Source organism: Streptomyces sp. NPDC057900, from assembly GCF_042887885.1.
In the GTDB taxonomy this organism is placed as follows: Bacteria; Actinomycetota; Actinomycetes; order Streptomycetales; family Streptomycetaceae; genus Streptomyces.
This window is the reverse complement of sequence record NZ_JBHVOI010000016.1, coordinates 137495-154579: the sequence shown is the minus strand read 5'-3', so window position 1 is coordinate 154579 and position 17085 is coordinate 137495. Positions and strand designations below refer to the sequence as shown.

The following is a 17085-nucleotide window of genomic DNA, read 5'->3' as shown; positions in this document are numbered from 1 at the left end:
TTCGACCTCGTCGACTACGGCGTCGTGGGCGACCTCTTCAACGTCGTGCCCCAGCTCACCGACGAGGTCACCGCCCGCAAGGGCTGACCCCCACCCGCACCACGATCCAACGGCCCGGGGCCGCACGGTGAACACACCGCGCGGCCCCGCACCGTTTCCGATCACCATTGACGCGGGTACGGCGGCCTTATAACTTCACTATACGGATTGTTGATTCCGGGAAGCGGAAACAACGAGAGTGTGGAGGGTGCGGAAATGGGTCAGCAGGAGAAGGTGGCGACGAGTCTCGCCGGAGCGGTCAGCGACGGGATCAGCGCCTCCCTCACGGAGGTGGACGCCGAACTCGCCCGCCGCTACCCCGGCGACCCCGGGACCCGTCAGCCCGTCCACACGGTCTACGTACCGGGGGACACCTTCACCGCCGGCACCATCCGCTCCTGGGGCGACCAGGCGCTGGAGGCGCTCGACGAGCACGCCCCGGACGCGGCCTCCCTCGCCGCGGTCCTCGGCATCCCGGACGAGCTCGCCGGGGCCGTCCACGACCGGGTACGCGCCAAGCTGGAGCGGGAGCCCATCGAGGATCTGCGGATCGACTTCGAGGACGGCTACGGCCCCCGCCCCGACGCCGAGGAGGACGAGGCCGTCGCCCGCGCGGCCCGGCTGGTCTCCGAGGCGTACGCGAACGGCACGGCCGCCCCGTACATGGGCATCCGTATGAAGTGCATGGAAGCCGCCGTACGGGACCGGTCCATCCGCACCACGGACGTCTTCCTCACGGGCCTCATGGAGGCGGGCGGCCTGCCCGAGGGGCTCGTGCTCACCCTGCCGAAGGTGACGTACCCCGAACAGGTCACCGCCTTCGTCCGGCTCCTCGAAGCCTTCGAGAAGGCGCACGGCCTGCCCGCCGGCCGGATCGGCTTCGAGATCCAGATCGAGACCAGCCAGTCCATCCTGGCCGCAGACGGCACCGCCGCTGTCGCCCGGATGATCGACGCCGCGCAGGGCCGCGCGACCGGTCTGCACTACGGCACGTTCGACTACAGCGCCTGCGTCGGCGTCAGCGCCGCCTACCAGGCGAGCGACCACCCGGCGGCCGACCACGCGAAGGCCGTCATGCAGGTGGCCGCCGCGGGCACCGGCGTACGGGTCTCCGACGGCTCGACCAACGTCCTCCCCGTCGGCGGGAGCGCGCAGGTCCACGAAGCCTGGCGGCTGCACTACGGACTCACCCGGCGCGCTCTGGCGCGCGCCTACTACCAGGGCTGGGACATGCACCCGGCCCATCTGCCGACCCGCTACGCGGCCGTCTACACCTTCTACCGCGAGGGCCTGGAGCAGGCCGCGGCCCGGCTCGCCGCGTACGTGGCCAAGGCGGGCGGCGACGTGATGGACGAACCCGCCACCGCCAAGGCGCTCAGCGGCTACCTGCTGCGCGGCATCGACTGCGGAGCGCTGGACACCGCGGAGGTGGCCCGGCTGACCGGGCTGACCCGCGCGGACCTGGATGCCTTCGCCTCACCGAGGCGCGGCGGGCTGACGGTCACCGCTCCGTAGCCGGTACCGCCCCCCGAACTGCGGCCGCCGCTCAGGACGGCCGCAGTTCGCCCGAACCGCGTGCGATGAGCCTGGTGGGCAGTTCCACCCGCACCGGGGCGTGGTCGGCGCCGTCGAGACGGCGGAAGAGGTGTTCGGCGGCGGTACGGCCGACGGCCGCGGCGTCCTGGGAGATGACGGTGATACCGAGCAGATCCGCGAGCTCGATGTCGTCGAAACCGACCAGGGCGACCGGCCGCTCCCGCTCCGCCAGGACCCGTACGGCGGTCACCGTCACCCGGTTGTTGCCCGAGAAGAGCGCGGTGACCGGCTCCGGGCCGGACAGCATCGTCTCGGCTGCCAGGCGGACCCGCTCGGGTTCCGTCGAGCCCAGGGAGACCCAGGAGTCCCGCACGGTTATCCCGGCGTCCGTCATGGCGGTGTGATAGCCGCGCAGCCGCTCGGTGGCGGTGTGGATGCGGGGCTGGTCACCGATGAAGCCGATCCGGCGGTGGCCGTGCGCGATCAGATGGGCGACACCCTGGCGGGCGCCGCCGAAGCTGTCGGAGAGCACCATGTCGGCATCGATCCGGCCCGCCGGACGGTCCACGAAGACGGTCGCGATACCGGCCTTTATCTCCTGCTCCAGATAGCGGTGGTCGTCGCCGGCCGGAATCACGATCAGCCCGTCGACCCGGCGCGCGCACAGCGCGAGGACGAGCTCCTGCTCACGCTCCGGGTCCTCGGCGCTCGAACCGTTGATGAGCAGGGCGCCGTGCGCGCGTGCGACCTCCTCCACGGCGCGGCTCAGCGGCCCGTAGAAGGGGTCCGCGAGGTCCTCCAGGACGAGGCCGATGGAGGCGGTGCGGCCCTTGCGCAGCACCCGGGCGCTGTCGTTGCGGCGGAAGCCCAGCGCGTCGATGGCCTCCTGCACCCGGCGCTCCGTGTCGGGCGTGACGCCCGGCTCGCTGTTGACCACCCGGGAGACCGTCTTGAGCCCCACTCCGGCGCGCGCCGCCACGTCCTTCATGGTCGGCCGGTTGCCGTAACGGGGCTCGGAGTGACGGGTGGTCTCGGCCACGGTGCGCTGTCCTGTCGTCGGGTGCGGGCGGTCCGGCGGGGCCACGGAGGGTACCGCGTGGGGGTGCCGGAGGCTGTGGCCTTGAGCATAGGCCCTGGACAACGTTGTCAGCTGAATGGAGACTATGCAGACTATTTACTGAAGCCGCAGGTCCCACCCCCTCACCATCCGGAGCCCACACCGATGCATACCGACCTCGTAGCCGCGCTGGACATCGGCGGCACCAAGATCGCCGGAGCGTTGGTCGACGGCAACGGCAAGCTCCTCGTACGCGCGCAGCGCCCGACGCCCGCCCGCGAGAGCGGCGACAAGGTGATGGAGGCCGTCTCCGGCGTACTCGCCGAGCTGACCTGCTCACCGCTGTGGGGACGGGTATCGGCCGTCGGGATCGGCAGCGCCGGTCCCGTGGACGCCTCCGCCGGAACGGTCAGCCCGGTCAACGTGCCCGGCTGGCGCGACTTCCCGCTGGTGGAGCGGGTGAGCCGGGCGACCGGGGGGCTGCCGGTCGAGCTGGTCGGCGACGGGGTCGCGATGACCGCGGCCGAGCACTGGCTGGGCGCGGCCCGCGGCTACGACAACGCGCTGTGCATGGTCGTCTCGACCGGCGTCGGCGGCGGGCTCGTCCTCGGCGGCACCCTCCGCCCCGGCCCGAGCGGCAACGCGGGTCACATCGGCCACATCAGCGTCGACCTGGACGGCGATCCCTGCCCGTGCGGTTCGCGCGGCTGCGTCGAGCGCATCGCCAGCGGCCCCAACATCGCCCGCAGGGCCCTGGAGAGCGGCTGGCGGCCCGGCCCGGACGGCGACACCTCCGCCGCCGCGGTCGCGGCCGCGGCGAGGGCGGGTGACCCGCTGGCGGTGGCCTCCTTCGAGCGGGCCGCGCAGGCCCTGGCCGCGGGCATCGCCGCGACGGCCACCCTGGTCGAGATCGACATCGCGGTGATCGGCGGGGGAGTGGCCGGCGCGGGCGACATCCTGTTCGCCCCGCTGCGCGGCGCCCTGCGCCGCTACGCCACGCTCTCGTTCGTCCAGCAGCTGGCCGTGGCACCGGCGGTCATGGGCAACGACGCCGGGCTGGTGGGCGCTGCCGCCGCGGCGTTCACGGTCCGCGCGGGCACGGACGGCGTCGTTCCGGTCTAGGGCGTGTCGTTCGGAGGCCGTGCCCGCGAGTGCCGGGGCCGGGCGCCCTCCGGGGGGAGGGCGCCCGGCTTCGTGGTCAGCAGGTGATCCTGAGATCCCCCCAGTCCGCGTGGTCGGAGTCGTCGCCGTCCCCGCCGTCGGTGACGACGAGACGGACGACCTGTGCGCCGGTCACGTCCGCGGAGACGGACTGCGCCGGCATCGCGTTGGTCAGCACCCCGGTGGAGGCCGCCTTCGTGCCGTCCGCCCAGATCTCGAAGGCCACGCTGCCCTTGGCGCCCTTCTCGTCGTCCACGCCGACCCGGGCCGTCACGGCGCTGCACGCGCCGCCCGCGTAGTACTCGACGGCGCTGTCCGCGTGCACACCCAGTCCCTTGGGGTACACCTCGCCGCCGATGGTGATCGGGTTCCCGTCGCCCGCCGCGCTCTCACCGTTGCTGGTGTCCTTCTCGACCGGCCCGTAGCCGTTGGAGGCGGACAGCTGAGGCAGATCGCTCAGGTAGCCGCCGCCGGCCGGTGGCGGCACGACCACATGGGCCTGGAACGGAACCGAGGACCGGACCTTCTTTCCGGTGGGTGAGCGGTACTGCGCGGTGAGTGTCAGGTCGTAGTCGCCGGTCGCGGTGCCGGCCGGGGGCGTCACCCGCCAGCGCGTGGTCAGCGCCCGTCCGGTGGGCAGCGCGGCGGCGGTCGTCGCGGAGCCGGCGCGGACCTTCCAGCCCGACGGGCCGGTGAGGGCCGCCGAGACGTTCAGGGCGGGGGTGCGGCCCAGGTCGGTGACCGTGGTCGTCAGCTCGGCCGTCTGTCCGGCCTCGACCAGCGGGCTGCCCTTCAGACCCAGTTCGGCGGCCGGGGGATGCGAGGCCCACGCGTTGTCGGCGGCCACCCGCAGCAGTACCGTGCCGTGCGCCGGAACGGTCGCCGAGATGTCGCCCGCCGTGTTGTAGTCCGTGTGCTCCCACAGGTCGCGCATGGTGTACGCGGCCGCTCGCGGCAGGCCCGCAGCCGTTGCCGTCGTCGTGATCCGCTGTGGGCTGCCGGTCTCGTTGAACAGCGCTACCGCCCGGCTGCCGTCCCGCAGTTCCTTGGCGACGACCCAGCGCCCCTCGTCGGAGGAGAGCACGGTGCCTTGCTTGCCCAGCGGATCCTGGTCGACCGCGATGACCTCGTGGTTGGAGAGGATGTCGAACGTCTCGGGCGTCGCCTTGCGCAGATCGGAGCCGATGAGCAGCGGCGCGGCCATCACCGACCACATGGAGAAGTGGGTGCGGTACTCGGTGTCCGTCATCCCGCCGTTCCCGACCTCCAGCATGTCGGGGTCGTTCCAGTGCCCCGGTCCCGCTGCCGAGGCCAGGGGCAGGTTCTGCTTCATGATCGACAGCATGCTGCTCCAGCTGTCGTTGATGTCACCCGTGGTGCGCCAGAGGTTGCCGAGTTCCGCGGCCCATTCCCAGGGCTTGTTCTCCCCCCATTCGCAGATGCTGTAGACGATGGGCCGGCCGGTCGCGGCAAGCGCGTCGCGCATCGTCGTATAGCGCTCCTTCGCGTCGACGCCCTGGTTGTTGCAGTTGTCGTACTTGAGGTAGTCGACGCCCCAGTCCGCGAACTGCTGTGCGTCGCTGTACTCATGGCCGAGCGCGCCGGGAAGTCCGACACTGTCGCAGGTCTTCGTGCCCGCGCTGGTGTAGATGCCGAGCTTGAGACCCTTGGAGTGGACGTAGTCCGCGACGGCTTTGATGCCGTTCGGGAATCGCGTCGGATCGGCCTCCAGCTTGCCGTCCGCGTTGCGCTGCGGGACGGCCCAGCAGTCGTCCAGATTGATGTACTGGTAGCCGGCGTCCTTGAGGCCCTTCTCGACGAAGATGTCCGCGATGCCCTTGACCATCGACTCGTTGAACTCGGCCCGGCAGTGGGTCGAGTTCCAGTTGTTGAACCCCATGGGCGGTGTGAGAGCGAGACCGTTGTCCGCCTTCGCGCCCACCGCGGACGGCGGTGCGGGGGCGGGTCCCGGGGAGTCCGCGGCGGCGGGGAAGGCGATACCCGCCGCGCACAGAAGGCCTGCGGTCAGCGCTCCGACGACTCTGCGCGGGCCTGTGCGGGTCGTACGGGCTGGAAGATGACGCATCGTTACGTTCCTCCGGACTCGTGCCAATTCACGTGACGGCATGTGCACGCCAATACGAGCGATTACGTTAGAGCGTGTTGAAGTATGTTGGAAGAGGGGTGATGTCGTTTGTTCGTTATCGCTCAAACCCCTTGACCGACAGCCTGGTTGGGAGTGTGCTCCTGGGCGGTGGGCCGCTGCCGGGGTGGCGGGAGGGGGCGGTCCTCCTCATGGCTGGAACAGGGCCTGGATGGTTCCGGTGGCCTGCTCCCGCAGCCAGGTGTGGGCGTGGTCGTTGTCGTACCGCTGGTGCCACACCAGGTGGAGCGGGATGGCGGGCATCTCCACCGGCAGTGGCAGAGTGAGCAGGCCGAGCCGGTCGCGGGCGGCGCGGGTCACCGCGTCGGCCAGGGTGACCACCAGGTCCGATTGCAGCGCGAGTTGGAGCGCGGTGGTGACGGTGAGGCCCGCCGCGACGACCCGGCGTTCGAGGCCCTGCTCGGCCAGGGCCTCGTCGATCGGGTCGCTCAGGTGTCCGCGCCGCGAGACGGTGATGTGCTCCGCGGCCGCGTAACGGCGGGCGCTCACGGAGCCCTCCGCGAGCGGGTGGCCGGCCCGGACGGCGACGACCAGTCTGTCCTCGCCGACGAGGCGGCTTCGGATGCCGGGCAGCGTCGGCCGGCTGGAGCTGGATTCGAGGTCGATCTCGCCGCGGCGCAACTCCGGTGTGTCCGATCCCGGTTCGGCCAGCAGCCGGAGCCGGACGCCGGGGGCCTGGCGGTGGACGGCGGTGATCAGGGCCGGCCCGCAGGCCGCCGTGAGGGCGTCGTGCCAGCGCACCGTGAACACCCGGTCCAGCGTCGTCAGGTCCACGTCCTGCTCCGAGGACAGCAGCAGCTGTGCCTGCTGCACGAGGTCGTGGACCTGCGCCCGGATCGCCAGCGCGTGTGCGGTGGGGACCATGGTGCGGCCGGTGCGGACCAGGATCTGGTCCCCGGTGGCCTTGCGGATCCGGCCCAGTGAGCGGCTCATCGCGGGCGGGGTGACATGGAGGCGGGCCGCCGCCCCGGCGACGCTGCCCTCCTCCAGGAGCGCGTCCAGGGACGTGAGCAGATTCAAATCCAGTTGCATGGCGGTAACTCTACAAGTGCAAAGCATGCACTTGCTGTTAACCAACGGGCTGCCTACCGTCGAAGTGCGAGCAGGGACAACCCGCCGCATCGACCGAAACCAGGGGAGCCGACCATGTCCACAGCCATGCCGTTCGCCGCCGATTCCACGCTCATGTCGGAGGTGACCGGCGCGGTCACCGCGGCCGGCGCGGTGCTGCGCGACCGCTACACCCCGCACGCCAGGGGCGTGCGGCTGAGCGGGATCGTCGACGAGATCCACGCCAACGACGACGCGGTCCTGGCCGTGCTGCGCGAACCCCTGTCGCGGGCCCGGCCGGGATCGATGTGGGCCGAGGACGAGCTGGCGGGCGGTGCGCTCCCGCAGGGGGAGTGGTGGGTCGTCGACCCTGCGGAGGGCAACATCAACCACGTCCACGGCATGACGGACTGGGCCGTCACCGCCACTCTGGTCCGCGACAATCAGCCGGTCCTCACCGTCGTCCATCTGCCGCTGACCGGCGACACCTACACCGCGGCCGCGGGAGCCGGTACCCGTCTGAACGGCCGGCCCCTCAAGGCGTCCGCCAAGACCGACCTGGGGGCCGCCCTGACCGGCACCGGCCAGGCCAGACCGGGCGAGGACGAGCGCACCCTGCGACGGATCGGCGACTCGGTCACCGCCATGCTCGTCAACGGCCTTGTCGTGCGTGTCTCGGTCCCCGCCACGTTGCAGCTCATCCATGTCGCCGCCGGGCGGACGGACGCGTTCTGGCAGTTCTCCGACGTCCGTTCCGGGCTGGTCGCCGGCGCCCTCCTGGTCTCCGAGGCCGGAGGCGTCGTCACCGACCTGGCGGGCGGGCCCTGGACCGTGTCCAGCCAAGACTTCCTGGCCGCCGCCCCCGGCGTCCACCCTGCCGCCCTGAAGGTCCTGTCCTCGGTCGCCTGACCCGGAAGACCGGTCCCGCGCCCCCGCTCATCCCTCCCGAGAACCCCAAGGAACATCATGACCAGCATCGGAATCCTCGGCTCCGGCCGCGTCGGCGGCAATCTCGCCCGCAAACTCGCCGAGGCCGGGCACCAAGTCACCCTCGGCTGCCGGCACCCGGAGGAGGAGACCGCCGCCCGCGCCGCCGGAACCGGCCCCCGCATCCGGTACGCCGACCACCTCACCACCGCCCGCGCCTCGGACGTCGTGATCAACGCGACGCCCGGCGACACGGCTCTCGAACGCCTCACCGGCCTGCGCTCCCAGCTCGCCGGAAAGATCCTCGTCGACGTCTCCAACGCGACCCGCGACAGTGACGACGGGCTGCCCGGCGACCTCTGCTACCCGGGCGGCAGTCTCGCCGAACAGCTCCAGAGCGCCCTGCCCGCCACCCACGTGGTCAAGACCCTCAACACCATGCTGTTCATGGTGATGACAGCCCCCGAGTCCCTGGCCACCCCGCCGGCCGTCTACCTGTCGGGCGACGACGAGGACGCCAAGAAGACGGTCACCGGCCTGCTCGGCGAACTGGGCTGGCAGCCCGAATGGATCGAGGACCTCGGCGGCATCACGACCGCCCGTGCCACCGAGGCCATGATCCTGCTGGTCCCTCACATCCTGCGCAGGCACGGCTTCCAGCCCTTCGCCGTCACCGTCGCCCGCTGACCCCGCGACATCACCTCCGTCGTCCGACTCCGCCGCCGTGGACGAACGGCCCCGACCGGACGGCGGAGATGCCTCCGATCGAGTCACCCGGTCCCGCCGACAGGGGAAGTGTCAGTGGTCGGTGCGATCCTGCTGGTATGGACGAGATCATGCGGCGGCGCGTGTACGGCGCCGATCACGACGACCCCGACCCGGGGCCCCGGCCGGGGCGTGTCTACCGGGAGCTGGTGGGCGGCCCGCTCGACGGGCTGCTGCTGGACGTGACGGGCTGGACGGAGGTCGCCCTCGCGGACGGCTCCGCCCTGATCACCGAGATCGGCTCCTACGGGGCCGGCGGCAGGGCCGAGTACGGACCGAGGCCGAACGAGCCGTACAAGTGGGACTGGCGGGGCGACACACCCTGAGAGATGGGCAGGGCAGCCGGGTGGCGTGACGCTCAGCGGCCCCGGTCCGGATGCTGCTGAGGCACGACGACCAGGAAAGCGTCCTGCTCCAGGTCCATCACGACCTCCGCCGCGACACCCTCGCCGCGGCGGGCCGCCGCGAACTCCTCCGCCGGCCAGCTGCCCCGCGGGCCTCCTGCGGGGAACTGCTCAAGCACGGTGCGAAGCACGGTCCACCCCCTGTCGTTCGTTCTGCTGTCCGCTCCAACGACGTCCGGGCGGTCCCCGTCACGGCCTGCGCGGGCGCCGCTTCCCGTACTTCATGACGGCGACGGAGGCCATGAAAGGCCGCGTTCGTGCAACGGCATCGCCCCAAACGGGTTTTCGCGGCAGGGTGATGCGGGCAAGCCACAGGGGGCTAGGGAAGAGGGGGAACCGTGATCGTCTGGATCAACGGTGCGTTCAGCGCGGGGAAGACCAGCGCCGCGCGCGAACTGATCGATCTGATCCCGAACAGCACCTTCTACGACCCGGAACTGACCGGCGGGGGGCTGCGCAGTCTGCTGCCCCAGAAGAGGCTCGCCGAGGTGACCGACTTCCAGGACCTGCCGATCTGGCGGCGTCTGGTGGTGGACACCGCGGCGGCCCTGCTCGCCGAGGTCGGTGGGGTACTGGTGGTGCCGATGACGCTGCTGCGACAGGAGTATCGCGACGAGATCTTCGGAGGGCTCGCCTCCCGGCGCATTCCGGTGCGCCATGTGCTGCTCTCACCTGAGGAAACGATCCTGCGGCAACGGATCGCCGACCGAGTGGAAGCCGAGGACGACCCCGAACGCAGCGAGCAGGTCCGCCAGTGGGCGTACGAGCACATCGGACCCTATCGGTCGGCGCTCGACTGGATCGCCGGGGACGCCCACACCATCGACAACAGTGCCCTCACTCCCCGGGAGACCGCTGTACTGATAGCCGAGGCCGTGCACACCGGGGCGGCCCCGGCCTGCGGGATCGTGCAGACACCCGACCCGACCGCGGAGACCGTCGCGGCCGGTGTGCTGCTCTTCGACGAGGAGGACCGGGTGCTGCTCGTCGACCCCACCTACAAGCCCGGCTGGGAGTTCCCCGGCGGCGTCGTGGAGTCGGGCGAGGCGCCGGCCCGTGCCGGGATCAGGGAGGTCGCGGAGGAGATCGGGATACAGCTCGAACGGATACCGAGACTGCTGGTCATCGACTGGGAGGCGCCGGAGCCGCCCGGCTACGGCGGACTGCGGCTGCTCTTCGACGGGGGCCTGCTGCCGGACCGGGACGCCGAGCGGCTGGTGCTGCCCGGATCCGAACTGCGCGGCTGGCGGTTCGTCACGGAGGCGGAGGCGGCCACCATGCTGCCGCCCACCCGTTACGAACGACTGCGCTGGGCGCTGCGTGCCCGCGAGAAGTCGGCCGTGTTCAACCTGGAGGCCGGAGTCCCGGTGGGCTGAGCCCCGAGGCGATCCGCGCGGCGCGGGTACCCGGCGGACGTCCGCCGCGTACCCGCGCGCCGGGCGCGCCTCGCTCAGGCCTTCTTGGAGTCGGCGTAGTTCCGCAGGAACAGCGCCTCGGCCACCGACATCCGCTCCAGCTCCTCGGGCGACACGCTCTCGTTCACCGCGTGGATCTGCGCCTCCGGCTCGCTCAGCCCGATCAGCAGGATCTCCGCCTCCGGGTACAGCTCGGCGAGCGCGTTGCAGAGCGGGATCGAGCCGCCCATGCCGGAGGACTGCATCTCCTCACCGGGATACGCCACCCGCATGGCGTCCGCCATCGCCGTGTACGCCGGGCTGGAGACGTCGGCGCGGAAGGGCTGCCCCTGGCCGACCTGCTCGACCGACACCCTGGCGCCCCACGGGGCGTGCGACAGGAGATGCGCGGTGAGCAGCTTCGTCGCCTCGTCGGCGTCGCCGCCCGGCGGCACCCGGAGGCTGATCTGGGCCCGCGCGCTCGACTGCACCGAGGGCGTCGCGCCGACGACCGGCGGGCAGTCGATACCGATCACCGTGACGGCCGGCCGCGCCCAGATCCGGTCCGCGACCGTACCCGTGCCGATCAGTTCCACCCCGTCCAGCACCTTCGCGTCCTTGCGGAAGTCGGCCTCCGGGTACTGGAGGCCGTCCCACTTCGCGTCGGTGGTCAGGCCGTCGACGGTGGTCGTGCCGTCTTCCGCGCGCAGCGACGCGAGCAGCTGGATCATCGCGGCCAGCGCGTCGGGCGCGGCGCCGCCGAACTGCCCGGAGTGCAGGTTCCCTTCGAGGGTGTCGAGGCTCACCCGGAGCATCGTCATCCCGCGCAGGGTCGAGGTGACCGTCGGCAGCCCGGCGCGGAAGTTGCCGGTGTCGCCGATCACCACGGTGTCCGCGGCGAGCAGTTCCGGATGGGCCTGCGCGTACTGCTCCAGACCGCCGGTGCCCTGCTCCTCCGAGCCCTCGGCTATCACCTTCACGGAGACCGGCACCCCGCCGTTCGCCTTCAGGGCGCGGAGCGCGAGGAGGTGCATGACGAAGCCGCCCTTGCAGTCGGCGGAGCCCCGGCCGAACCAGCGGCCGTCGCGTTCGGTCAGCTCGAACGGCGGGGAGAGCCAGGCGGACTCGTCGAGCGGCGGCTGCACGTCGTAGTGCGCGTAGAGCAGCACGGTGGGCGCCCCGGCCGGGCCGGGCAGGAAGCCGTAGACGGCCTTGCTGCCGTCCGGGGTGTCGAGCAGGGCGACGTCCTGGAAGTCCTCGTCGCGCAGCGCCCCGGCGACCCACTCGGCCGCGGCGTCGCACTCGCTCCTGGGGTACACAGCGGGATCCGCCACCGACTGGAAGGCCACCAGCTCGGTGAGCTCCGTCTTGGCGCGGGGCATCAGCGAGGCGATGGTTTCGGAAATCGGATGGGCGGTCATGGGCACGCTCCTAGCAGGTGCGACGTTATGTGTACGAATCCGTGTACTTGAACGCCGCGAGCGCGGCGTTGTGGTGACGACGGAGGCACGGTCGATCCTCCCACAGCAGGGGTTGGCCCGAACGCGCCGTAGGATGCCGTGAGCAGCTTGGGCCACTGGTCGGATCGGGAGCAGAAGCACATCGTGAGCAGCGAGAACGCAGACGCCGGACATGAGCACGAAGAGTCGTCCGTGTGGGATGTCGTCGTAGTCGGCGCCGGACCGGCGGGCGCCTCCGCGGCATACGCGGCGGCGGTAGCCGGCCGTCGGGTGCTGCTGCTGGAGAAGGCGGAACTGCCCCGTTACAAAACGTGCGGCGGCGGAATCATCGGATATTCGCGTGATTCGCTGCCACCCGGATTCGAACTGCCGTTGCGGGACCGGATCCACGCGGTCACGTTCTCGCTGAACGGCAGGCTCTCGCGGACTCGCCGTTCCAAGCGCATGCTCTTCGGGCTGATCAACCGCCCCGAGTTCGACGCGGGGCTGGTCGAGGAGGCGCAGAAGGCCGGAGCCGAACTGCGCACCGGTGCGACGGTGTCCCGGGTGGAGCAGCACGGGGCGGCGGTGCCCGACCGGCGTACGGTCGCGGTCGTGCTGTCCGGCGGTGAGACGGTCCTGGCCCGTGCGGTGGTGGGCGCGGACGGCAGCGCCGGGCGGATAGGAGCCCATGTCGGGGTGAAGCTGGATCAGGTGGACCTCGGCCTGGAGGCGGAGATCCCCGTTCCGCCGACGGTCGCGGAGGACTGGGCCGGCCGGGTCCTGATCGACTGGGGTCCGATGCCCGGCAGTTACGGTTGGGTCTTCCCCAAGGGCGACACCCTGACGGTCGGTGTGATCTCGGCGCGCGGCGACGGCGGCGGAACGAAGCGGTATCTGGAGGACTTCGTCGCGCGGCTCGGCCTGGCCGGCTTCGAGCCGAAGATCTCCTCCGGCCATCTGACGCGCTGCCGCAGCGACGACTCGCCGCTCTCGCGCGGCCGGGTCCTCGTGTGCGGTGACGCGGCCGGTCTGCTGGAGCCGTGGACCCGCGAGGGAATCTCGTTCGCGCTGCGTTCCGGGCGGCTCGCCGGGGAGTGGGCGGTCCGGGTCGCGGAGTCGCACGACGCGGTGGACGCCCGCCGCCAGGCGCTCAACTACGCCTTCGCCATCAAGGCCGGGCTGGGTGTCGAGATGAGCGTGGGGCGGCGGATGCTGAAACTCTTCGAGCGCCGCCCGGGTCTGCTGCACGCGGTGCTGACGGGATTCCGTCCGGCGTGGAACGCGTTCGCGGGGATCACCCGGGGAACGACCTCGCTGGCCGAACTGGTCCGTTCGCATCCGCTGGCGCAGCGGGCGCTGTCGACCATGGACCGCACTTAGCCGTCGCGGTACGGGGGAGGAGAGCCGTCGGGGCCGGCCGTCCGGTCAGCCCTCGACGGTGATCCGGAAGACGGGATGGTCGGGGCAGGCCGCGAGGAGCTCGGCATCCGTCGACTTCACCGTGATGCCCTGGAAATACTGATTGACCTCCCAGCCCCAGCGCTTCAGGTAGGCGCGGACGACGATCACCTTCTGCTCGTCGTCGGCGATCTCCACAGCGGTGAAGGGGCGAACGCTGCGGCCCTTGCGCAGTTCTCCGCCGCCCGCGGCCCGCATGTTGCGCACCCACTGCGAGTGGCCGCGTGCCGAGACCAGGTACTGAGCGCCCTCGTGCTTGTGAGGATTCACGGGGATGCGCTGCATCCGGCCGCTCTTGCGTCCGCGGACCGACAGCTCATGGGTACCGAGCAGGCTGACGCCGTGCCGGGCGAGCCGGCCGACGACGCTGTTCAGGCGGACCGTGAGTGGGCTTCCCTGAAGGTAGTAAGCCTGCGACATGGTGATCCCTACTGTTGGGAGAGCGGTGCTCTCGCTTGAGATCAGTGTGCGCGAGAGTGGTGCTCGAAAGCAAGAGCACTGCTCTCGTTATTGGTCGCCGCTCTGATCGCGTGACAGAATGCTGCCCATGAGCGCCATCAGAGGAGCCAGGGAACGGGCCCGCATCGAAGTCACCGCCGCGATCAAGGACGAAGCGCGCAGGCAGCTCGCCGCCGAAGGGGCGGCCAAACTCTCGCTGCGCGCGGTCGCGCGGGAGCTCGGCATGGTCTCCTCGGCCCTCTACCGCTATTTCCCCAGCCGCGACGAGCTGCTCACGGCGCTGATCGTCGATGCGTACGACTCCGTGGGAGAGGCCGCGGAGAACGCCCACCGGACCGCCTCCCCGGACGGCTCCGCGCCCGTCGCGCATCTGGCCCGCTGGGTCGCGGTCGCCTGTGCCGTCCGTGACTGGGCGCTGGCGCATCCCCACGAGTACGCCCTGATCTACGGTTCGCCGGTGCCCGGCTACACGGCGCCGCAGGTCACCATCGCCCCCGCGTCGCGCGTCGGCCTGGTCCTCGTCGCCGTTGTCGAGGAGGCCCACCGCGAGGTGGGGCTCGCGCTGCCGCCGCTCACGGAGGAGCTGCGCCCCGAGGCCGAACGGCTCGCCGCGGACCTGGCCCCCGGCCTGCCCCCCGCCGTCGCCCCACCGATCGTCGCCGCCTGGGCGCAGCTCTTCGGGCTGGTGTCGTTCGAGATCTTCGGCCAGTTCGACCGGGTGGTCGAGGCCAGGGCGGTCTTCTTCCGCCAGGCCGTCGAGGAGCTGGGCCGCACGGTCGGCCTGCTGGGAAGTGCGGCGCGCGGCACGGCGGGCCAGGGCGGCCGGGCACGGCGCTGAGCCGCTGCCCCCGCCCTGCCCCGCGCCCGGCTGTCCCCGTTCGCCGTACTCCACAGGGAGTACGGGTGATCGCCACGCCCGGCGGACGCCCGCGGGGTGGTCCTCCGTCTAGCGTGACCGCATGGAAGAGCAGCGCTCACAGGAAAGCGGCGGTCCCCCCGGTGGCCGGGGCGGGCCGCCGCGCTGGCTGACCGGAGCACGGGGGAGCTCCGCCGCTCGCCTGCCGTGGCTGTCGACACTGCTGCTCGGCATCGTCGTCATGGTCGGGTCGAGCATCGCGGCCCACGGCCAGCTCGGCGAGAAGGCCCCGCTGGACCTCTTCGCCCGGCTGCTGCTCCTCGTCTCCGTGGCCGTGCTGCTGGTGCGCCACCGTCACCCCGTCGTGGCCGTCTTCGTGAGCTCGGCCGCGGCGATGGTCTATCTCGGGGCCGGATATCCGTACGGGCCGGTCTTCCTGGCCGTCGCCGTGGGCTGCTTCAGCGCGGTCGTCGCCGGGCATCGCCGGGCCGCGTGGTCGGCCGTCGGCATGGTGTGGCTGGGGCATCTGCTGGTCGCCCACTGGCTCTACCGATGGCTGCCTCCCCCGGGCGACTCGGCCCCGCCCTGGGGGCAGGAAGTCGGGGTCGCCGCCTGGGTGGTGGCGATCGTCGCCGCCGCGGAGTTCGTCCGGGTAAAACGTGAGCAGTGGGCGGCGCAGCGGATGGAACGGGCGGCCGCGGAGCGGAGGCGGGCCGACGAGGAGCGCCTGCGGATGGCCCGGGAGCTGCACGACGTCCTCGCCCACAGCATCTCCGTCATCAACGTCCAGGCCGGGGTCGGCCTCGCCCTGCTCGACTCCGACCCCGAGCAGGCCCGTACGGCGCTCACCACCATCAAGGCCGCCAGCAAGGAGGCGCTCGGCGAGGTCAGACAGGTACTCGACACGCTTCGCACCCCCGGGGACGCGCCCAGGGCGCCGGCTCCCGGACTCGACAGACTGCCCGAGCTGGTGGAGCAGGCCGCGAGCACCGGCCTGACCGTCACGGTAACGACGGACGGCGCACGCGGCGCCGTGCCGCCCGGCGCGGACCTGGCCGCGTTCCGGATCGTGCAGGAGGCGCTGACGAACGTGGTGCGACACTCCGGTTCGCGTACCGCGGAGGTCGCGGTCGGGTACGGGCCCGGCCGCATCCTGCTCCGGATCGACGACCGGGGACCCGCCACCGGCACCGACGCGGGGGGCAGCGGCAACGGACTGGCCGGCATGCGGGAGCGGGCCGCGGCGCTGGGTGGCACGATCGAGGCGGGTACCCGGCCCGACGGCGGCTGGCGGGTGCGAGCCGAGCTTCCGCTGCCGGCCGGGGCCACCGGCGGGGCACCCCCGCACGAGAAGGAGACACCGTGATTCGCGTACTGCTCGCCGATGACCAGCTGCTGGTCCGGGCCGGATTCCGGGCCCTCCTGGACGCCCAGCCGGACATCGAGGTGGCGGGCGAGGCGGCCGACGGCGAGGAGGCCGTCCGGCTGGTGCGCGAACTGCGCCCGGACACCGTACTGATGGACATCCGGATGCCGCGTCTCGACGGCCTCGCCGCGACCCGCGCCATCACCGGGGACCCCGCGCTGGACGAGGTGAGGGTGGTCATGCTCACCACCTTCGAACTCGACGAGTACGTCTTCGAGGCGATCCGCTCCGGAGCCTCCGGTTTCCTGGTGAAGGACACCGAACCGGAAGAGCTGCTGCGGGCCGTCCGCGCGGTGGTCGCCGGTGACGCGCTGCTGTCCCCGGGCGTCACCCGCCGGCTGATCGCGGAGTTCGCGGCCCGTTCCAAGGAACCCGTCGCGGCTACCGGCCTGAGCGAACTGACCGAACGGGAACGCGAGGTGATGGCCCTGGTGGGCATCGGGCTCTCCAATGAGGAGATCGCCCGCAGGCTCGTCGTCAGCCCGCTCACGGCCAAGACCCACGTGAGCCGGACCATGGTGAAGCTCGGCGCCCGCGACCGGGCCCAACTGGTTGTGCTCGCCTACGAGTCGGGGCTCGTCCGGCCCGGCTGGCTCGGCTGAACCGGCACTGCCGGGCCACGCCCCTTACCGCCTGCCGCACCGCGCGCCGGACCCGTGGGGCCGAGGTCCACAGTGGAGTCCCGGCGGCCGAACCGCCACAGCACGTCGACGACCCGTCCCGTGAAGACGAGCCCCGCCACTCCCGCCGCGACCATCAGCAGCACGGACCGCAGGCCGCTGTCCGGCGAGAGGAAGGCGGTGGGGACGCAGGCCACGACGAATGCCGCGGCGGCCATCACGGCACCGGTCAGCACGGCGAAACCGATCTCGACGGTCATGGCGTCCCGGTCGGCCTGGCTTCGGTGTCCCATGTCTGAAGTGTCACAGTCGGGATGACCGGAGGAC

17 protein-coding genes are annotated in these 17085 nt (G+C 71.7%); 10 read left to right on the top strand and 7 right to left on the bottom strand.

Annotated elements, in window-relative coordinates; translation table 11 throughout:
* The first annotated feature begins 255 nt into the window (after positions 1-255).
* Positions 256-1554 carry a DUF6986 family protein gene (locus ACFVQ0_RS34555; protein WP_390093126.1) on the top strand — a complete coding sequence of 433 codons (1299 nt, stop codon included), beginning with the start codon at positions 256-258 and terminating at the stop codon, positions 1552-1554.
* Between the two features lie 31 nt (positions 1555-1585).
* On the opposite strand, the gene ACFVQ0_RS34550 is transcribed toward ACFVQ0_RS34555, so the two are convergent.
* The gene (locus ACFVQ0_RS34550; protein WP_390093125.1) at positions 1586-2614 is read right to left on the bottom strand and encodes a LacI family DNA-binding transcriptional regulator; all 1029 of its coding nucleotides are present in this window, start codon (positions 2612-2614) and stop codon (positions 1586-1588) included.
* Between the two features lie 183 nt (positions 2615-2797).
* Between ACFVQ0_RS34550 and ACFVQ0_RS34545 the strand changes: the two genes are divergently transcribed.
* Entirely contained in the window at positions 2798-3754 is a 957-nt protein-coding gene (locus tag ACFVQ0_RS34545; RefSeq protein ID WP_390093124.1) for an ROK family protein, read from the top strand.
* Positions 3755-3830: 76 nt separating this feature from the next.
* Here ACFVQ0_RS34545 and ACFVQ0_RS34540 read toward each other — a convergent pair whose 3' ends face one another.
* A complete protein-coding gene (locus ACFVQ0_RS34540) occupies positions 3831-5879 on the bottom strand; it encodes an NPCBM/NEW2 domain-containing protein (protein WP_390093123.1) in 2049 nt (682 codons plus the stop codon).
* 207 nt (positions 5880-6086) lie between these two features.
* Positions 6087-6989, bottom strand: a complete 903-nt coding sequence (locus ACFVQ0_RS34535) for a LysR family transcriptional regulator (RefSeq protein ID WP_390093122.1) — start codon at positions 6987-6989, stop codon at positions 6087-6089.
* 114 nt (positions 6990-7103) lie between these two features.
* Here ACFVQ0_RS34535 and ACFVQ0_RS34530 point away from each other — a divergent pair, with 114 nt between their 5' ends.
* The 3 genes from ACFVQ0_RS34530 to ACFVQ0_RS34520 all read left to right on the top strand — a co-directional run bounded on the left by ACFVQ0_RS34530 (position 7104) and on the right by ACFVQ0_RS34520 (position 9025).
* Positions 7104-7916 carry an inositol monophosphatase family protein gene (locus ACFVQ0_RS34530; protein ID WP_390093121.1) on the top strand — a complete coding sequence of 271 codons (813 nt, stop codon included), beginning with the start codon at positions 7104-7106 and terminating at the stop codon, positions 7914-7916.
* Between the two features lie 57 nt (positions 7917-7973).
* The gene (locus ACFVQ0_RS34525; protein WP_390093120.1) at positions 7974-8621 is read left to right on the top strand and encodes an NADPH-dependent F420 reductase; all 648 of its coding nucleotides are present in this window, start codon (positions 7974-7976) and stop codon (positions 8619-8621) included.
* A gap of 137 nt (positions 8622-8758) precedes the next feature.
* A complete protein-coding gene (locus ACFVQ0_RS34520; RefSeq protein ID WP_024490055.1) occupies positions 8759-9025 on the top strand; it encodes a hypothetical protein in 267 nt (88 codons plus the stop codon).
* 32 nt (positions 9026-9057) lie between these two features.
* On the opposite strand, the gene ACFVQ0_RS34515 is transcribed toward ACFVQ0_RS34520, so the two are convergent.
* Positions 9058-9234 (bottom strand): hypothetical protein, encoded by a 177-nt coding sequence (locus tag ACFVQ0_RS34515; RefSeq protein WP_199884506.1) that lies wholly within the window; start codon positions 9232-9234, stop codon positions 9058-9060.
* A gap of 207 nt (positions 9235-9441) precedes the next feature.
* Here ACFVQ0_RS34515 and ACFVQ0_RS34510 point away from each other — a divergent pair, with 207 nt between their 5' ends.
* A complete protein-coding gene (locus ACFVQ0_RS34510) occupies positions 9442-10479 on the top strand; it encodes an NUDIX domain-containing protein (protein ID WP_390093119.1) in 1038 nt (345 codons plus the stop codon).
* A 74-nt stretch (positions 10480-10553) separates the two neighbouring features.
* On the opposite strand, the gene ACFVQ0_RS34505 is transcribed toward ACFVQ0_RS34510, so the two are convergent.
* Entirely contained in the window at positions 10554-11918 is a 1365-nt protein-coding gene (locus ACFVQ0_RS34505) for a dipeptidase (RefSeq protein ID WP_390093118.1), read from the bottom strand.
* Between the two features lie 183 nt (positions 11919-12101).
* Here ACFVQ0_RS34505 and ACFVQ0_RS34500 point away from each other — a divergent pair, with 183 nt between their 5' ends.
* Positions 12102-13319, top strand: coding sequence for a geranylgeranyl reductase family protein (locus tag ACFVQ0_RS34500; protein ID WP_390093117.1), 1218 nt, complete (start codon positions 12102-12104; stop codon positions 13317-13319).
* A gap of 45 nt (positions 13320-13364) precedes the next feature.
* On the opposite strand, the gene ACFVQ0_RS34495 is transcribed toward ACFVQ0_RS34500, so the two are convergent.
* A complete protein-coding gene (locus ACFVQ0_RS34495; RefSeq protein WP_390093116.1) occupies positions 13365-13817 on the bottom strand; it encodes a nitroreductase family deazaflavin-dependent oxidoreductase in 453 nt (150 codons plus the stop codon).
* Positions 13818-13944: 127 nt separating this feature from the next.
* Between ACFVQ0_RS34495 and ACFVQ0_RS34490 the strand changes: the two genes are divergently transcribed.
* The 3 genes from ACFVQ0_RS34490 (at position 13945) to ACFVQ0_RS34480 (ending at position 16740) form a co-directional block, all read left to right on the top strand.
* On the top strand, positions 13945-14694 hold the full coding sequence (locus tag ACFVQ0_RS34490; RefSeq protein ID WP_390093115.1) for a TetR/AcrR family transcriptional regulator: 750 nt from the start codon (positions 13945-13947) through the stop codon (positions 14692-14694).
* A gap of 121 nt (positions 14695-14815) precedes the next feature.
* On the top strand, positions 14816-16078 hold the full coding sequence (locus ACFVQ0_RS34485) for a sensor histidine kinase (protein ID WP_390093114.1): 1263 nt from the start codon (positions 14816-14818) through the stop codon (positions 16076-16078).
* A complete protein-coding gene (locus ACFVQ0_RS34480) occupies positions 16075-16740 on the top strand; it encodes a response regulator (RefSeq protein ID WP_390093113.1) in 666 nt (221 codons plus the stop codon). Before ACFVQ0_RS34485 ends, ACFVQ0_RS34480 begins: the two co-directional genes overlap by 4 nt.
* Here ACFVQ0_RS34480 and ACFVQ0_RS34475 read toward each other — a convergent pair.
* Positions 16701-17051, bottom strand: a complete 351-nt coding sequence (locus tag ACFVQ0_RS34475) for a DUF6332 family protein (RefSeq protein ID WP_390093112.1) — start codon at positions 17049-17051, stop codon at positions 16701-16703. The genes ACFVQ0_RS34480 and ACFVQ0_RS34475 overlap by 40 nt on opposite strands.
* Between the last annotated feature and the right edge of the window lie 34 nt (positions 17052-17085).